This is a genomic window from Pelomonas sp. V22, from assembly GCF_030014915.1.
Classification (GTDB): domain Bacteria; phylum Pseudomonadota; class Gammaproteobacteria; order Burkholderiales; family Burkholderiaceae_C; genus JAUASW01.
The window spans coordinates 595,265-610,317 of sequence record NZ_JAGIXS010000002.1; the positions used below are offsets into that span (position 1 = coordinate 595,265).

Sequence of the window (15,053 nt, forward strand, 5' to 3'; positions counted from 1 at the left end):
GGTTCAACGCATCTCAGTGCATTTGTATCGCACCGGTGGCGCGACCCTTGCCCGCCCGTGCCGGCGGATTGCACAGCCCGCACACGTAGTGGCGCGCCACCTCGTGCGGATGCGTCACGAACTGCCCTGCGCACTTGCTGCACTTGGTCATCGTCAGCATGCCGTTGTCCACGAACTTCACCAGGCGCCAGGCCCGTGTGACGGACAGCAGCTCTTCCAGGCCCTGCGCCCTCGTCTGCTCCTGGTACAGCTGGTAGGCCTTGATCACCGTGTCGATCTCGTCCATCTCCGCCACCTTGTTCAGGTACTCGTGGATGTTCAGGAACAGGCTCGCATGGATGTTGGGCTGCCAGGTCATGAACCAGTCCGTCGAGAACGGCAGCTGACCCTTGCTCGGGCTCTTGCCCGAGACTTCCTTGTACAGGCGCAGCAAGCGCTCGTAGCTCATGTCGGTTTCCGACTCCAGCACTTGCAGCCGGGCGCCGAGGTTGATCAGCGTCACCGCACGTTCGATCTGGCGGGCTTCGGTCAGGATGCTCTTTTGGCGCATGTTCTTCTCCTCCCGCTCAGGCTGCTTCTTCATGACGGCCAGCCATCAGGATCGAAGCATGCAAGCGCGAGACCTGGTCGTTCGCTGCGGTCTTGCCGTGGCTCGTGAGCAGGCCCCACACCAGGTCGTCGTCCATGCGGAAGCGGCACAGCAAGGTGTTGCCGCTGGCGATCTTCATGATCTGTGCCGGCGAGAGCGTGGCGATCAGCGTCGCCGTCTCTTCCGAAACGCCGAGGCGGTACAGCGCCTGCTCCCGGTCTGCGCGGATCAGGTTCTGCGCCAGCATCAGGTAGCTCAGGTTCGCTTCGCGGATCTCGGCAAGGATTTGGTCGGCATTCATGGGAAAGCTCCGTGGGGGTGTCTGGTTCCCATTGTGATGAGCCGAACTGGCCCCTCAAATCAGCCCAAATCTGCCTGCGGTGTCTCCGCCCTGCCCCGCCTCCTGTCAGTCCACTTCCTACAAAAGCGTCCAGTAGTTCACACTTTTGAAGGGGATGCCAAACCGAAGTCGGCGCGCAGTTGCTGCGCCTCGACGGCGCGCCCAGTGCCTTCCAGCAGCAAGGCCAGATTGTGGGCGGCCAGGCGACTGCCCCGCCCCGCCACAGCACCGGGCAGATCCGGGCGTTCGCCCAGTTCCAGACAGCGCAGCCAGGCCTGCTCGATCATGGGCACCAGGCCCGACGCCTGCTCGGGCGCCTCGGCCGCGCAATCCAGCAACAGGTCGCCCAGCACGAAGAAGAAATCCGGCGATTCGCCGCAGCGCTGCAACTGAAGCTCCGCAAGGTTCATCGCTTGCTCGTGGCGCTTGAGCTTCTTCAGCGCGAACAGGCGGCGGACCATCAGATCGGGCCACCAGTCATGCGCCTCCACGTCCGGCTGTTTTGCGGCACGCGCGAAGGCTGCCTCGGCGGCCTCATAGGCTTCGTAGACGTCGGCATCCTTGCCCAGCTGATAGCTGAGATACGCATCATCCGGCGCTGTGGCCAGCGCCTGCTCAAGCAGCACGCGGTTACGGCCGCGCTTGGCGGCGAGGCGTTCGGGAAGATAGCCGTCGTGGCCGACCCGGATGGCCAGATTCCGGACCGGCAACTCATGCTGCGGCTGCTCGTGAATGCTGCCCGCGTAGCGCACGGCTCCGGGCAAGACCCGGCTCAAGCGCCCCTGCGAATGGCGCAGTTCTCCATCGAAGAACTGGTCTTCCAGGGCGAGGCTGCCGACGAAGTCCGGCGTCTGCTGGCGCAAGCCTCGCAAGACCTCGCCCCCATCGATCAGCCATTCATCGGCATCCAGCACCAGATGCCAATCGGCGTTGGCGAGTTCCAGTGCGCGGTTGCGTGCGGCCGAGAAGTCGTTGACCCAAGTGAAATGCTCAACCTGCGCGCCGCAGGCGGCCGCCAGGGCTGGCGTCGCATCGACAGAGCCGGTGTCCAGCACCAGCATCCGGTCGACGAAGGGCGCCACGCTGCGCAAAAGCCGCTCGATGTGAGCGGCTTCGTCACGCGCAATGACCACCAGGCAGAGGGTGGCAACCATCTTCAATGCATTTGTATCGCACCGGTGGCGCGACCCTTGCCCGCCCGTGCCGGCGGATTGCACAGCCCGCACACGTAGTGGCGCGCCACCTCGTGCGGATGCGTCACGAACTGCCCTGCGCACTTGCTGCACTTGGTCATCGTCAGCATGCCGTTGTCCACGAACTTCACCAGGCGCCAGGCCCGTGTGACGGACAGCAGCTCTTCCAGGCCCTGCGCCCTCGTCTGCTCCTGGTACAGCTGGTAGGCCTTGATCACCGTGTCGATCTCGTCCATCTCCGCCACCTTGTTCAGGTACTCGTGGATGTTCAGGAACAGGCTCGCATGGATGTTGGGCTGCCAGGTCATGAACCAGTCCGTCGAGAACGGCAGCTGACCCTTGCTCGGGCTCTTGCCCGAGACTTCCTTGTACAGGCGCAGCAAGCGCTCGTAGCTCATGTCGGTTTCCGACTCCAGCACTTGCAGCCGGGCGCCGAGGTTGATCAGCGTCACCGCACGTTCGATCTGGCGGGCTTCGGTCAGGATGCTCTTTTGGCGCATGTTCTTCTCCTCCCGCTCAGGCTGCTTCTTCATGACGGCCAGCCATCAGGATCGAAGCATGCAAGCGCGAGACCTGGTCGTTCGCTGCGGTCTTGCCGTGGCTCGTGAGCAGGCCCCACACCAGGTCGTCGTCCATGCGGAAGCGGCACAGCAAGGTGTTGCCGCTGGCGATCTTCATGATCTGTGCCGGCGAGAGCGTGGCGATCAGCGTCGCCGTCTCTTCCGAAACGCCGAGGCGGTACAGCGCCTGCTCCCGGTCTGCGCGGATCAGGTTCTGCGCCAGCATCAGGTAGCTCAGGTTCGCTTCGCGGATCTCGGCAAGGATTTGGTCGGCATTCATGGGAAAGCTCCGTGGGGGTGTCTGGTTCCCATTGTGATGAGCCGAACTGGCCCCTCAAATCAGCCCAAATCTGCCTGCGGTGTCTCCGCCCTGCCCCGCCTTATGTCAGCCCACTTCCTACAAATCCGTCCACTAGTTCACACTCGGCGGCCCAAGCAGCCCATCGGCAGGCGCTCAAAAGCCGGGCTTTTTGGCCCATGGCGCTGGGCCGGACGCAGGCAGACTGGCGCATTCGATCCATTGAAGAGCACGCGATGATTCCACGCACCCTGCACGTGATCTGGGTCGGCGACGAGAGCAAGCGGCCGGACAACTGCATAGCGACCTGGCGCCGCCACAACCCCGATTGGGAGCTCAAGCTCTGGGGCAATGCCGAGCTGGCCAGCTACGGCTGGGTCAATGCGCCGCACATGCGGGCCATGGCCGAGCGCGAGCTCAATGGCGTGGCCGACCTGATGCGCTGGGAGATCCTCTACAACGAAGGCGGCTTCGTCGTGGATGCCGACAGCATCTGCCGTCGCCCGCTGGAGCCCTGGCTGTTCGAGGGCGAGGCCATGGCCTGCTGGGAAAACGAGCTGGTGCGCCCCGGCCTGATCGCCGCTGGCTATGTGGCCTCGGTCAAGGAGAACCCCTTCTTCGGCCAGATGGTGCTGGACCTGCAGAACAGCGCGACGCTGACTGATCGCATGGCCTGGCAAAGCGTGGGCCCGCTCTTCCTCACTGAATGCCACCGGCACTACCAGTACGCCAATCTCACGATCTGGCCCTCGCAGCTCTTCATCCCCGAGCATTTCAGTGGCGCCCGCTATGGCGGCGGCGGCACCGTGTTCGCCGACCAGGCCTGGGGCAGCACGCTCGACACCTACGACAAGCTGCATCAACTGGAGCTCGATGCATGAACGATGACCTGCCTACAGACCAGCGTCCGATCTCGACACTGGAACTCAGCAACGACGCCTTCTTCGTGCAGAAGCAGCCGGTCAGCGACGAGCTGAACGGCCGGTCGCGGCTGGATGTGCTGGCCAGCCTGTGCGCCGGCAAACGGGTGCTGCATGTGGGCTGCGTCGACTGGCCCATCACCGACCTCGAGCAATCGCTGCACCTGCGGCTGGACCGGCTGGGCGAGGTCGACGGCTTCGACATCCACGACGAGGTGTTCGCCGAGATGCAGCCGCATCTGCGCGGACGGCTCTTCTCACGCTGGTCGGACGTGCCGCACGACTACGACCTGGTGCTGGTGCCCGAGGTCATGGAGCATGTGGCCAATCTGCAGGACTTCCTGACCGAGCTCGATGCTGTCGGCGCCAAGGAATATGTGATCACCGTGCCGGACGCCTTCAGCTGCATGCGCCGTCATTTCGACTACAACGCCGGCGCGCAGACCATGGTCGAGGTGGTCCATCCCGACCACAACTGCTGGTACACGCCCTACACGCTGGCCAATGTGCTGCGCAAGTACACGCCCTGGAAGCTGCAGGGCCTGTGGTTCTTCAACCGCATGTCCTTGCTGGCCGTCGCTCGCCGCGCCTGAGCGGCCGGCTCATCAAAACGACACACGGCCGCGCGGCCCCTAGTGGGCGGCGCGGCCGCAGTTCACCTCGGCGCAGCAGCGGCGGAAATCAGCCGGCGGTCGGGCGTTGGCTGCTCGACTGCTGGCTCAGTTGCTCGACCAGCATGTGCACGGCAGCCGGCACCGGGCCCGCCGTCAGCGTTTCCAGCCGGTCCAGCTCTGCCTGCACCAGTGCCATGAGCTCGGGCGCCTCGGCGACCAGGCTTTCGTGGGCCGGGCCAAGAACCAGGCGGCGCATCAGGTCGCGCGCCTCAACCAGTTGACCCTGGCCCATTTGCGCAAAGGCCAGCGAATAGATGCTGGGGCCGTGATGGGGCGAAATCTCCAGCGCCTGGCGGGCATGGGCGGCCGCGAGATGGAGCTCGCCTGCGCTCAGCAGCAGCGCCGCCATGTCGCTCAGCAGGTCATGGCTTTGCGGCTCCTGCTGCAAGGCGGCCTGCAGCAGGTCCAGGCCGTGGCCGAGACGACCCTGGCTGGCTTCCGCGAAGGCGGCATTGCGAGCGGCGGCCAACAACATGGCCGCTTCTTCACTGATTTCATCCTGGGCCTCGGGGCCCATTGCGTTTTCGCGTGCTTGCATCGAAGTCTCCAAAAGTTGATCGGGGCCTCTCGCCGAACTGGATTCCAATGCATGCGCGAATGCGCGCGTATCGGCCACGATGGGAAGAACTTTAGGCAGCCCCCCGAAGACCATTCGTGAGAAAAGCACCGCTTCGCCGCCCTTCATCCAAGCCTGTCGGCCGCCCGCCCTGCCGAAAACAAAGACATGGCGGCACCGCTTCCGGCTTTTGCTGAAGGTGGTGAGCCTGTTTCAGCTGTTCAGACAAAGACGAACCCACAGGACCCAGAACCAAGACCCAGCCAGCCCCACCCCCCCCCCGCACAACCACCAGGCTCCACGCATGCTGCCGGATCTGATGACGGCATCTCGCTTCGGCACCCCGCTACAGGTGCACCCCCACACGAAGCGATGAACTGGCAGTAATGCACGGTGCTTATCAACCGATCAGGCCTATTGACAAACAGCGCTCAAGTTCCGCGCTGGGTTGTCCGATACCCAATCCAACGGGTCTGGAAACAGACGCGTGGTCCGGTAGACGAGGCCCTTGGTCGGGCGCCCGTAGGGGTGCGTGGTTGTAGGGGTTCGCCTGCCGGGCGGTATGGAGATCGCTGGCCGCAAGGCCGGGGATAGCCATGTCACGGGAGCCCATCAGGGCGCTCGGTTCACGTCGGCCTTGTTCCGTGGGGGTACAGGCCACTGGTCCTAGCCATTCGTCTATGTAGCTGAAATAGGAGCAAATCATGCCCGCCGTCATCAATACCAATATCAATTCGCTGAACTCACAGCGAAACATCAACAACTCGCAGGCGGCGGTCTCCGTCGCCATGCAGCGCCTGTCCTCGGGTCTGCGCGTCAACTCCGCCAAGGACGACGCCGCCGGCCTGGCCATCGCCGAACGCATGAGCACCCAGGTGCGCGGCATGAACGTGGCGATGCGCAATGCCAACGACGGCATTTCGCTGGCGCAAACCGCTGAAGGCGCCCTGGCCAAGGTCGGCGACGCCCTGCAGCGCATGCGCGAGCTGGCCGTGCAAGGCCGCAACGCCACCAACACCACGGCCGACCTCGGCTCGCTGGGCAAGGAATTCAAGGAACTGTCCAACGAAATCCTGCGCGTCACCGGCGGCACGACCTTCAACGGCCGCGCCATCCTGTCGACCGACTCCGGCACCCAGACCTTCCAGATCGGTGCCAACACCACGGCCAACGACCGCGTGGACGTCACCACCAAGAACATGAACACCGATGCCACCATCACGGCGGTCACCGGTGCCACGTTCGACGACACCATCGTCCAAAGCGATCTGGACCAGATCATCAAGGACATCGACACTGGCCTGGACACCGTCAACTCCGAGCGCGCCGTGCTGGGTGCCTCGCAGAACCGCTTTGACGCCGTGACCTCCAACCTGCAGATCTCGGTCGAAAACCAGACCGCCGCCCGCAGCCGGATCATGGACGCCGACTTCGCTGCGGAAACCGCCAACCTGAGCCGAGCGCAGATCCTGCAGCAGGCCGGTACGGCGATGATCGCCCAGGCGAATCAGATGCCTCAGAACGTTCTGTCGCTTCTTCGATGACCCTGGGCCAGCCTCGCTGGCCCTGACCACGGCCGCAGTCACTACGGAAGTAGTCACTCCGCCAGCCCAAGCCCCCTGAGTACGCCGCCCGGCAAAAAAAATGCCGGGCTGGCGTCGCCATGCAAGAAAGGATTTAAGTAGATCCAGGTGTCGTCGATAACACATCCAACGGGTCCGAACATGTTTGAGGACTGCGTTGTCCGGTCAGCCGGCCGATGGAGACGTGCGCATGTCACGTTGAAGTTAGGCAGGACGCGGACGGTAAGCGATCAGGCGCAAGCCATGGTCATGCCGGCGAGGTTTCCTCCCATGGAGGCGACCGAGTTATCGAACCGCAAGAAGGCTATCCGAGTACCGGACAAGTACCCGAAACCTTAGACACCGAAAGGATTGAATCATGCCCGCGATCATCAATACCAACCTGGCCTCGCTGAACGCTCAGCGCAATCAGGCTTCCTCGCAGCTCTCGCTGCAGACCTCGATGCAACGCCTCTCTTCCGGCATGCGCGTGAACTCCGCCAAGGACGACGCCGCCGGTCTCGCCATCGCCGAACGCATGAGCACCCAGGTGCGCGGCATGACGGTTGCGATCCGCAATGCCAATGACGGCATCTCGCTGGCGCAGACGGCTGAAGGCGCACTCTCCAAGGTGGGCGACGCACTGCAGCGCATGCGTGAGCTGGCCGTGCAGGGCCGCAACGCCACCAACACCACGACCGACATTGGCTCGCTGGGCAAGGAATTCGCCGAGCTGTCCAAGGAAATCACCCGCGTCGTATCCGGCACCACCTTCAACGGCAAGGCCATCCTGGCCGCCGATTCCGGCACGCAGACCTTCCAGATCGGCGCCAACACCACGACAAACGACCGCGTGGACGTGGTCACGACCGACCTGACCGCCGATGCCACCATCACCGCCGTCACCGGCGCCACGTTCGATGACACCACGGTCGGCACCGACCTGGACACCATCATCAACGACATCGACACCGCGCTCGACACCACCAACTCGCAGCGCGCCGTGCTCGGCGCCTCGCAGAACCGCTTCGACGCGGTGATCTCCAACCTGCAGATCTCGGTCGAGAACCAGACGGCCGCCCGCAGCCGCATCATGGACGCGGACTTTGCTTCCGAAACCGCCAACCTGAGCCGCGCCAACATCCTGCAGCAAGCCGGCACGGCCATGATTGCCCAGGCCAACCAGCAACCGCAGCAGGTGCTGCGCCTGCTGCAGTAAGGCCGAAAAAGGCTCGCGCGCACCGCGCGCGACCTAGTCAGGGCATGGACCGGAAACGTTGGGCACCGACTGCCAGGTCGGGGCCTGACGCTTCCTTTTTGGCCGTGATTTAGGCGCTTGATCGGGCTTTTGGAAAATTTCGGCACTCGCAGAATTCAGTCATCGGGTAGGTGGAATCCTGCCTCCCGGCCTGAATTTGCAGGAGTGCTGAAATGCCCCAGACCATTAACACGAACATTGCCTCGATCAACGCCCAGCGGAACCTGAACAACTCTCAGGGCTCCCTGGCCGTGGCGATGCAGCGCCTGTCCTCCGGCATGCGCGTCAACTCGGCCAAGGACGACGCGGCCGGCTTGGCGATCGCGGAACGGATGAATGCCCAGGTGCGCGGCATGAACGTGGCGATCCGCAATGCCAATGACGGCATCTCGCTGGCGCAGACGGCTGAAGGCGCGCTCGCCAAGGTCAGCGACACCCTGCAGCGGATGCGCGAACTGGCGGTGCAGGCGCGCAATGCGACCAACACCAGCGCCGACCGCGACTCGCTGGGCAAGGAATTCCAGCAGCTGGCCAAGGAAATCAACCGCGTCATCGCCGGCACGACCTTCAACGGCAAGACCATCCTCGGTGCCGATGCCGCGACGCCGCAGACCTTCCAGGTCGGCCCCAACACCTCGGTCAACGACACCATTGACGTGACCACGGTGGACCTGACCGTCGACCCGACCATCATCGCGATCACCGACCCGACGGTCTCGACCATCGACAACACCTCGGACCCGACGACGCTCGGTGCCGTGATCGACGCCATCGACCTGGCCATCAACACCGCCAGCGAGCAGCGCGCCGCCCTCGGTGCCACGCAGAACCGCTTCGAGGCCGTGATCTCCAACCTGCAGATCTCGGTCGAGAACCAGAGTGCCGCCCGCAGCCGCATCATGGATGCCGACTACGCGGCGGAAACCTCGGCGCTCTCCCGCGCCCAGATCCTGCAGCAGGCCGGCAATGCCATGGTGGCCCAGGCCAACCAGCTGCCGCAGCAGGTGCTCTCGCTGCTGCGCAACGGCTGATCGCCCCGCACCCAACGCGCCCTTTGCGGCAAACTCACGGGCCGGCATAAAACCGGCCTAAAGTTTTTGCAGCGCCGGTCGATAGAAGCCTTAGGACCGGCAACCGTCAGAAGGACTGGCACCCGCCCCCTTCGCGAGACGCTGGAGAACGTTCATGGCAACCATCACATCGGCAGGCATAGGCAGCGGCCTGAATATCGAAGACCTGATCACCAAGCTGGTGGCGGCCGAGCGCGCGCCCATCACCCAGCTGGCGACCAAGACCGACACGCTCAAGACACAACTTTCCGCCTACGGCAAGCTGCAGAGCGCGTTCTCCACCTTGCGCGATTCCGCCCTCAAGCTGGCCCGGCCGGAAACCTGGCAGGCCAGTCTGCCCTCGTCCAGCGATGCCACCAGCGTGGCCGTGACGGCCGGCACCAGCACCACGGCCGGCAAGTTCCAGGTCTCGGTCTCGCGCCTGGCCACGTCCCAGACCCTGTCCAGCCAGATTGTTGCCAACGCCACGACCGGGATCGGCAGCGGCTCCATCACCATCGAGCTCGGCAGCTGGAACAGCGACCAGACCGAATTCACCAGCAAAACCGGCAGCACGGCCGTCACCATCGATATCGCGCCGGGTGAAGACCAGCTGACCAAGATCCGCGACAAGATCAATGCCGCCAAGGCCGGCGTCGTGGCGTCGGTGGTGACCGACGCTGCAGGCTCCCGCCTGGTGATGCGCTCCAGCGAAACCGGCCAGACCAACGCCTTCCGCATCAGCGTGAACGACGCCGATGGTACGAACGGCGACAACTCTGGCCTGTCGTCGCTGGCCTACGACCCCAGCGTGGGCGTCAGCTCCATGACGCTGAACCTGGCGGCCGTCAATGCGCTGGCGGTGCTCAACGGCCTGTCGGTGGAATCCGAAAGCAACCAGATGAAGGACGCCATCGACGGCCTCAACATCACCCTGCTCAAGACCACCACGACCGACGTCACGCTCAGCGTGGACCAGGACAAGGACGGCATCAAGAAGGCGATCAACGACTTCGTCACCAACTACAACGCCGCTGTGAGCATGCTGCGCGACCAGACGAAGTACGACGCCACCAACAAGACGGCGGGCACGCTGCAGGGCGATTCAACGGCAACGACACTGCAGATGCAGTTGCGCAGCCTGGCGTCCAGCGCAACCACACTGGGCGGTACCGGCCTGGCCCGTTTCTCCGACCTGGGGCTGGACCCGGGCGTCGACGGCCTGTTGAAGGTCAACGACACCAAGCTGACCAAGGCCCTCGGCAACCTCGAGAACGTCAAGGGCTTCTTTGCCGGCATCGACAGCACGGACGACACCAACAGCGGCCTTGGGGTGCGCTTCCGCCAACTGACCGACAAGCTGCTCAGCACCGATGGCAGCCTGACCAGCCGCCAGACGGGCCTGCAAAGCCGCATCACCGCCAATGGCAAGCAGTCGGACAGGCTGGAAGACCATGTCAGCCTGGTCGAGGCCCGGCTGCGCGCCCGCTACACGGCGCTCGACAAACAGATGGGCCAGCTGAACAACCTGTCCAGCTACGTCAGCCAGCAGATGGCCCTGCTCAACAAGAGCAGCTGAGGCCCCTCGCCACCTGCGCCGGAGCATCACGCCTCGCCAGAAATCTCACGAACCCGGCACTGCCGGGTTTTTTTACGCCGGTTTTCTGCCCTTGCTGCCCGGCACCGCCTCTCAAGTTTGTCCAGGCCCGGCCGAAAAAGCTCACAAGACGTCTTCAACCCGAGCCTCTGGCAAGCAGGAAAGCACAAGAATATGTACGGCAATGCCTCCCCCTTTGCCTCGCGCGCCCACCGCGCCAGCCATCTCTACAGCAAGGTCGGCGTGGAAACCGACGTGCTGAGCGCCAGCCCGCACCGCCTGGTGGCCATGCTGTTCGACGGCCTGTTCGAGGCCATGAACCAGGGCATCGGGGCCATCAAGGCCGGCAACACCGAACTGAAGAACCGCTCACTGAGCCGCGCCGTGCGCATTCTGGACGAGGGCCTGAAGGCCGGCCTTAAGCTAGAAGCCGGCCAGCTCGCGTCCGACCTGCGTGACCTCTACGTCTACACCTGCAAGCGCCTGACTCATGCGAATTTGCACGCCGACGTCAGCGCCATCGAGGAATGCCAGCGTCTGTTGCAGCCCATCCGTGATGCCTGGGCTAGCATTGCGCCCAGCGCACCCCAGGCCCGTGCCGCCTGAGGCCGGTTTCAGCCAGCACACCCATTCAACTGAATTCCTGCGGACGCTCCATGAACACCCATCTCCTCAGCTACTACGAGGCCATCGAGCAGGCCAGCGCTGACATGCTTTCCGCCGCCCGCACTGGCAACTGGGATGAAGTCGTCAAGCTCGAGGGCGCCTGCGTGCTGCTGATCTCGCAGCTCAAGCATGCCGCGACCCAGGCCGCGCTGGCGCCCGAGGAGTCGAAGCTGAAGACGCGCATCATGCAGCGCATCCTCCTGAACGACGCCGAGATCCGCAACCTCGCCGAACCCTGGCTTGAAGACCTGGACAAAGTGCTCGCCGGCAAAAGCAAGACGGTTCACTGAACAGGGAAGGCACAATCGCCAGGCATGCCTGATGCCATCCCCTCACCCACAGCCGACCTCGACCCGCTCGACGTCGGCGCTTTTCGTCTTGAGGCCACGCTTGAGATCCAGGCCCTGCTGCGCGAGCTGCAGGCCCAGCGCAGCGCCCTGACCCTGTCCACGCCCGAGGGCGACAGCTGCAAGGCCACGCTCGTCGAGGTCGACCCGCGCCGCGGCGTGATCGATCTGGACAGCAGCGCCAGCCACGAGCGGCTGCGCACGCTGCTGGCAAGCGCCGAGGTCCAGGCCCAGGCCTTCCTGGACAACATCCGGCTGCAGTTCGACGTCGAGGGCCTGGTGCTGGTGCAAGGCAGTGCCGGCCCCATGCTGCAGGCCAATCTGCCACGTCCGCTGTACCGCTTCCAGCGCCGCCAGGCCTACCGCGTCCAGCCCACCGGCAGCGCCTACCCCTTCGCCAAGTTCGAACACCACGATCCGGCCGTGGGCCTGCTGCGCTTGCGCGTGCTGGACGTGAGCATTGGCGGCCTGGCCCTGCTGTTGCCGCCCCAGCTGCAGGCACAAGAGCCAGGCACGCTGATCGAGCAGGTGCGGCTGGAACTGGACCGCGACACCCGGCTGGAAACCAGCCTGCGCCTCCAGCATGTGAGCAGCCTGCAGGTACCGGCCGAGGGCCTGCAGCTGGGCTGCGCCTTCGTGCAACTGCCGCCGCTGGCGCTGCGCGATCTGCAGCGCTTCATTGACCAGACCCAGAAGCGCCGCCGCCTGCTGCAGCGCAAGCTCTGATGCCCCGCCCTCGCCTCACCGGATTCACGCTGCTGGAAGCCGCCGTGGTGCTGGCCGTGAGCGCCATCCTGCTGGCCGTTGCCGTGCCCAACTACAACCACATGCGTGAACGACAGCGCATGCGCCTGGCCGCCGAGACCCTGCAGCTGGACCTGCAACGCGCCCGCGTGCAGAGCAGCAACGCCGGGCCCGTATTCCTCAGTTTCAAGCACGAGGGCGAGGCCTGGTGCTGGGGCAGCAACAGCGGCTCACCCTGCGACTGCTTCAAGCAGCGCTGCAATATGGGGAGCCAGCACAGCCGCGAATGGCCGGGCATCTGGCTGGTCTACGCGAGCGACGCGCAACTGGAAGCCGGCATGCGCGCCATCGACTACGGCCCCACCGAGTTCTCGACCAAGCGTGGCGGCCAGGTCCGCGTGGAACTCAATGCCCTGGGCCGCGCCTCGCTGTGCGGCAAGGATGCACCCAAGTCCACACCCTGCTGAACGCTCAGACCTGCATGTTCATGATCTCGGAGTAGGCCGAGACCAATCGGTTCCGGACCTGCAAGGTGGCCTGAAAGCCGATCTGCGCTTTCTGCATGGCCACCATGGTTTCTTCCAGGCTCACGGTCGGGTTGTCCAGCTGCACCTCGCGCTGCAGCCGCGTCGCCTCGTTCTGGGCGGCACTGACGCCCTTCATCGCCTGCGTCATCGCATCGGCGAAGCTGGCGCCGCCGACCGGCTTGGCCGTGACCAGCGGCTGACCGGTGGGGGTCAGCCCGGCGCGGGCGACGGCTTGGGCGAAATCGAAGGGTTTGAGCTTGAGGTCCATGGCCTGTTCCTGCCCATCTCGGCAAGGTGAGGCAATGGTAGGCAGGCGCGCGCCACCCTAAGGAGGGAACTGCGTGTGCTTCATCGGCCTGTTCCTGGCTTTCTTGAGGGGGCATTTCTAAATAATCGGAGCCAGCGGGAGCATGCCGCCCAGAGCGCCCCAAGAACCCGCGAGCAACCGACCCCAGCCATGGACAACGCCCTCAGCCCCAACCTCAATGCCGCCGGCAACGTCATCGACGCTGAACCGGCGCAGCCCGGCTTCGCGGCGCGGGTGGCGGCGATGCCGCTGCGCTCCAAGCTGAGCTTCGTGGCCGGCCTAGCAGCACTGGCGGCCGCTGTGCTGGCGATGACGCTGTGGTCCAGCCAGGGCGATTTCCGCCCGGTCTTCACCGGCCTGTCCGACAAGGACGGCGGCGCCATCATTGCCCAGCTCGCGGCGATGAACGTGCCCTACCGCAACGAGCCTGGCGGCACCATCCTCGTGCCGGCGTCCCAGGTCTACGACGTGCGCATGAAGCTGGCCTCTAGCGGCTTGCCCAAGGGCAGCACCGTGGGCTTCGAGCTGATGGACAAGACCTCCATCGGCCAGACCCAGTTCAACGAGCGCCTCAATTTCCAGCGGGCCCTCGAAGGCGAGCTGACCCGCACCATCACCGCCCTCGCCGACGTGGCCGACGCCCGCGTCCACCTGGCCATGCCGCAGCAGAACGGCTTCTTCCGCGAACAGCAGAAGCCCAGCGCCTCGGTGATGCTGACGCTGCGCGGCGGCCGCACGCTGGACCGCGCCCAGGTGGCCGGCATCGTGCACCTGGTCTCCGCCTCAGTGCCCGAGCTCAACCCGAAGGCCGTCAGTGTGCTGGACCACACGGGTGCCCTGATCTCCACGCCGGCCGACAACGGCTCGGGCCTCGACAGCCAGCAGCTGCAATACAAGCAGCAGGTCGAGGCCAACCTGAACAAGCGCATCTACGAGCTGCTGGAACCGGTGGTCGGCCGCGACAACCTGCGCACCACGGTCACCGCCGACGTCGACTTCTCGCAGACCGAATCAACCGCCGAGGAATACAAGCCCAACCAGGGCCAGAACGCCAGTGCTGCGGTGCGCGTACAGCAAAGCAGCGAATCGCAGAACGCCACGCCGCAGCAGCCCACCGGCGTGCCCGGCGCCGCGACCAACCAGCCGCCGGTGCCGGCCACCGCGCCGATCAACGGTGCCTCGGCCCCGCTGCAGGCCACGCAAGGCGGCGCCGGCAACAACAACTCGCGCCGCGATGCCTCGACCCAGTACGAGCTGGACAAGACCGTGCGCGTGACCCGCAACGCCACCGGTGTGGTGCGCCGCCTGAACGCGGCCGTGGTGGTCAACCACCGCACCACGGTCGATCCCAAGGGCAAGCCCTCGAGCGCCGCCCTGCCCCAGGCCGAACTGGACAAGCTCAGCGACCTGGTCAAGGAAGCGTTGGGTTTCAGCGCCGACCGGGGCGACTCGGTCAAGGTGGTCAGCGCGCCCTTCATCCAGGAGAAGGTCGAGACGGTGGAAGTGCCGGTCTGGAAGCAGCCCTGGCTGCTGGACCTGCTGCGCGCCGCCGTCGTGCCTGCGGCCCTGGTGATCGTGGCCCTGATCGCGGTGTTCGGCATGGTGCGCCCGGCGATCCGCGCGGTGAACCCGCCGCCGCCCGAAGAGAAGGCCGTTGCCGAGATCGCCGGCCAGCAGCTTGACGCCGTGGTGGACGACGAGAACGCGCTGCCCGATGGCTCGCAACTGCCGCAGCTGGAAGCCCCTCTGCACAACGAGAAGCTGGAGCGCGCCCGCCAGTTGGCGCGCGACAATCCGCTGGCCGTGGCCAACATCATGCGCGAGTGGATCAGCGGCACGGCCTGACACCGCAAAGAGGCAGCAAAC

Annotated in this window: 18 protein-coding genes; 11 read left to right on the plus strand and 7 right to left on the minus strand. The window is 65.0% G+C overall.

Annotated elements, in window-relative coordinates; genetic code table 11:
* Positions 1 to 13 precede the first annotated feature (13 nt).
* The 5 genes from flhC (J7U46_RS12095) to flhD (J7U46_RS12115) all read right to left on the minus strand — a co-directional run bounded on the left by flhC (J7U46_RS12095) (position 14) and on the right by flhD (J7U46_RS12115) (position 2,962).
* Positions 14 to 550, minus strand: a complete 537-nt coding sequence (gene flhC / locus J7U46_RS12095; RefSeq protein ID WP_282826095.1) for a flagellar transcriptional regulator FlhC — start codon at positions 548 to 550, stop codon at positions 14 to 16.
* 16 nt (positions 551 to 566) lie between these two features.
* Entirely contained in the window at positions 567 to 890 is a 324-nt protein-coding gene (gene flhD / locus J7U46_RS12100) for a flagellar transcriptional regulator FlhD (RefSeq protein ID WP_282826097.1), read from the minus strand.
* A 137-nt stretch (positions 891 to 1,027) separates the two neighbouring features.
* Positions 1,028 to 2,146 (minus strand): glycosyltransferase family 2 protein, encoded by a 1,119-nt coding sequence (locus tag J7U46_RS12105; RefSeq protein ID WP_282826099.1) that lies wholly within the window; start codon positions 2,144 to 2,146, stop codon positions 1,028 to 1,030.
* Positions 2,086 to 2,622, minus strand: coding sequence for a flagellar transcriptional regulator FlhC (flhC, locus tag J7U46_RS12110; protein WP_282826095.1), 537 nt, complete (start codon positions 2,620 to 2,622; stop codon positions 2,086 to 2,088). Before flhC (J7U46_RS12110) ends, J7U46_RS12105 begins: the two co-directional genes overlap by 61 nt.
* 16 nt (positions 2,623 to 2,638) lie before the next feature.
* The gene (flhD, locus tag J7U46_RS12115; RefSeq protein ID WP_282826097.1) at positions 2,639 to 2,962 is read right to left on the minus strand and encodes a flagellar transcriptional regulator FlhD; all 324 of its coding nucleotides are present in this window, start codon (positions 2,960 to 2,962) and stop codon (positions 2,639 to 2,641) included.
* A 254-nt stretch (positions 2,963 to 3,216) separates the two neighbouring features.
* On the opposite strand from flhD (J7U46_RS12115), the gene J7U46_RS12120 reads away from it, so the two are divergent.
* Entirely contained in the window at positions 3,217 to 3,861 is a 645-nt protein-coding gene (locus tag J7U46_RS12120) for a glycosyltransferase (protein WP_282826101.1), read from the plus strand.
* Positions 3,858 to 4,493 (plus strand): hypothetical protein, encoded by a 636-nt coding sequence (locus J7U46_RS12125; protein ID WP_282826103.1) that lies wholly within the window; start codon positions 3,858 to 3,860, stop codon positions 4,491 to 4,493. The genes J7U46_RS12120 and J7U46_RS12125 overlap by 4 nt, the downstream gene beginning before the upstream one ends.
* 88 nt (positions 4,494 to 4,581) lie before the next feature.
* Here J7U46_RS12125 and J7U46_RS12130 read toward each other — a convergent pair whose 3' ends face one another.
* Positions 4,582 to 5,112 carry a tetratricopeptide repeat protein gene (locus J7U46_RS12130; protein ID WP_282826105.1) on the minus strand — a complete coding sequence of 177 codons (531 nt, stop codon included), beginning with the start codon at positions 5,110 to 5,112 and terminating at the stop codon, positions 4,582 to 4,584.
* Positions 5,113 to 5,834: 722 nt separating this feature from the next.
* On the opposite strand from J7U46_RS12130, the gene J7U46_RS12135 reads away from it, so the two are divergent.
* From J7U46_RS12135 to J7U46_RS12170, 8 genes are all read left to right on the plus strand, one after another.
* Entirely contained in the window at positions 5,835 to 6,674 is an 840-nt protein-coding gene (locus tag J7U46_RS12135) for a flagellin (RefSeq protein WP_282826107.1), read from the plus strand.
* A 397-nt stretch (positions 6,675 to 7,071) separates the two neighbouring features.
* The gene (locus J7U46_RS12140) at positions 7,072 to 7,911 is read left to right on the plus strand and encodes a flagellin (RefSeq protein ID WP_282826109.1); all 840 of its coding nucleotides are present in this window, start codon (positions 7,072 to 7,074) and stop codon (positions 7,909 to 7,911) included.
* Between the two features lie 212 nt (positions 7,912 to 8,123).
* A complete protein-coding gene (locus J7U46_RS12145) occupies positions 8,124 to 8,981 on the plus strand; it encodes a flagellin (protein WP_282826111.1) in 858 nt (285 codons plus the stop codon).
* Between the two features lie 154 nt (positions 8,982 to 9,135).
* Positions 9,136 to 10,578: a flagellar filament capping protein FliD gene (fliD, locus tag J7U46_RS12150; protein WP_282826113.1), complete on the plus strand. Its 1,443-nt coding sequence runs from the start codon at positions 9,136 to 9,138 to the stop codon at positions 10,576 to 10,578.
* Between the two features lie 192 nt (positions 10,579 to 10,770).
* Positions 10,771 to 11,202, plus strand: coding sequence for a flagellar export chaperone FliS (fliS, locus tag J7U46_RS12155; RefSeq protein WP_282826115.1), 432 nt, complete (start codon positions 10,771 to 10,773; stop codon positions 11,200 to 11,202).
* A gap of 50 nt (positions 11,203 to 11,252) precedes the next feature.
* The gene (locus J7U46_RS12160) at positions 11,253 to 11,552 is read left to right on the plus strand and encodes a flagellar protein FliT (protein WP_282826117.1); all 300 of its coding nucleotides are present in this window, start codon (positions 11,253 to 11,255) and stop codon (positions 11,550 to 11,552) included.
* A 24-nt stretch (positions 11,553 to 11,576) separates the two neighbouring features.
* Positions 11,577 to 12,335 carry a flagellar brake protein gene (locus J7U46_RS12165; RefSeq protein WP_282826119.1) on the plus strand — a complete coding sequence of 253 codons (759 nt, stop codon included), beginning with the start codon at positions 11,577 to 11,579 and terminating at the stop codon, positions 12,333 to 12,335.
* Positions 12,335 to 12,820: a prepilin-type N-terminal cleavage/methylation domain-containing protein gene (locus tag J7U46_RS12170; RefSeq protein WP_282826121.1), complete on the plus strand. Its 486-nt coding sequence runs from the start codon at positions 12,335 to 12,337 to the stop codon at positions 12,818 to 12,820. Before J7U46_RS12165 ends, J7U46_RS12170 begins: the two co-directional genes overlap by 1 nt.
* A 4-nt stretch (positions 12,821 to 12,824) precedes the next feature.
* Here the strand turns inward: J7U46_RS12170 and fliE are convergent, their stop codons facing one another.
* On the minus strand, positions 12,825 to 13,148 hold the full coding sequence (gene fliE / locus J7U46_RS12175; protein WP_282826122.1) for a flagellar hook-basal body complex protein FliE: 324 nt from the start codon (positions 13,146 to 13,148) through the stop codon (positions 12,825 to 12,827).
* 189 nt (positions 13,149 to 13,337) lie between these two features.
* Here fliE and fliF point away from each other — a divergent pair, with 189 nt between their 5' ends.
* Complete coding sequence (fliF, locus tag J7U46_RS12180; RefSeq protein ID WP_282826124.1) at positions 13,338 to 15,032, plus strand: flagellar basal-body MS-ring/collar protein FliF; 1,695 nt, start codon at positions 13,338 to 13,340, stop codon at positions 15,030 to 15,032.
* Positions 15,033 to 15,053: the final 21 nt, after the last annotated feature.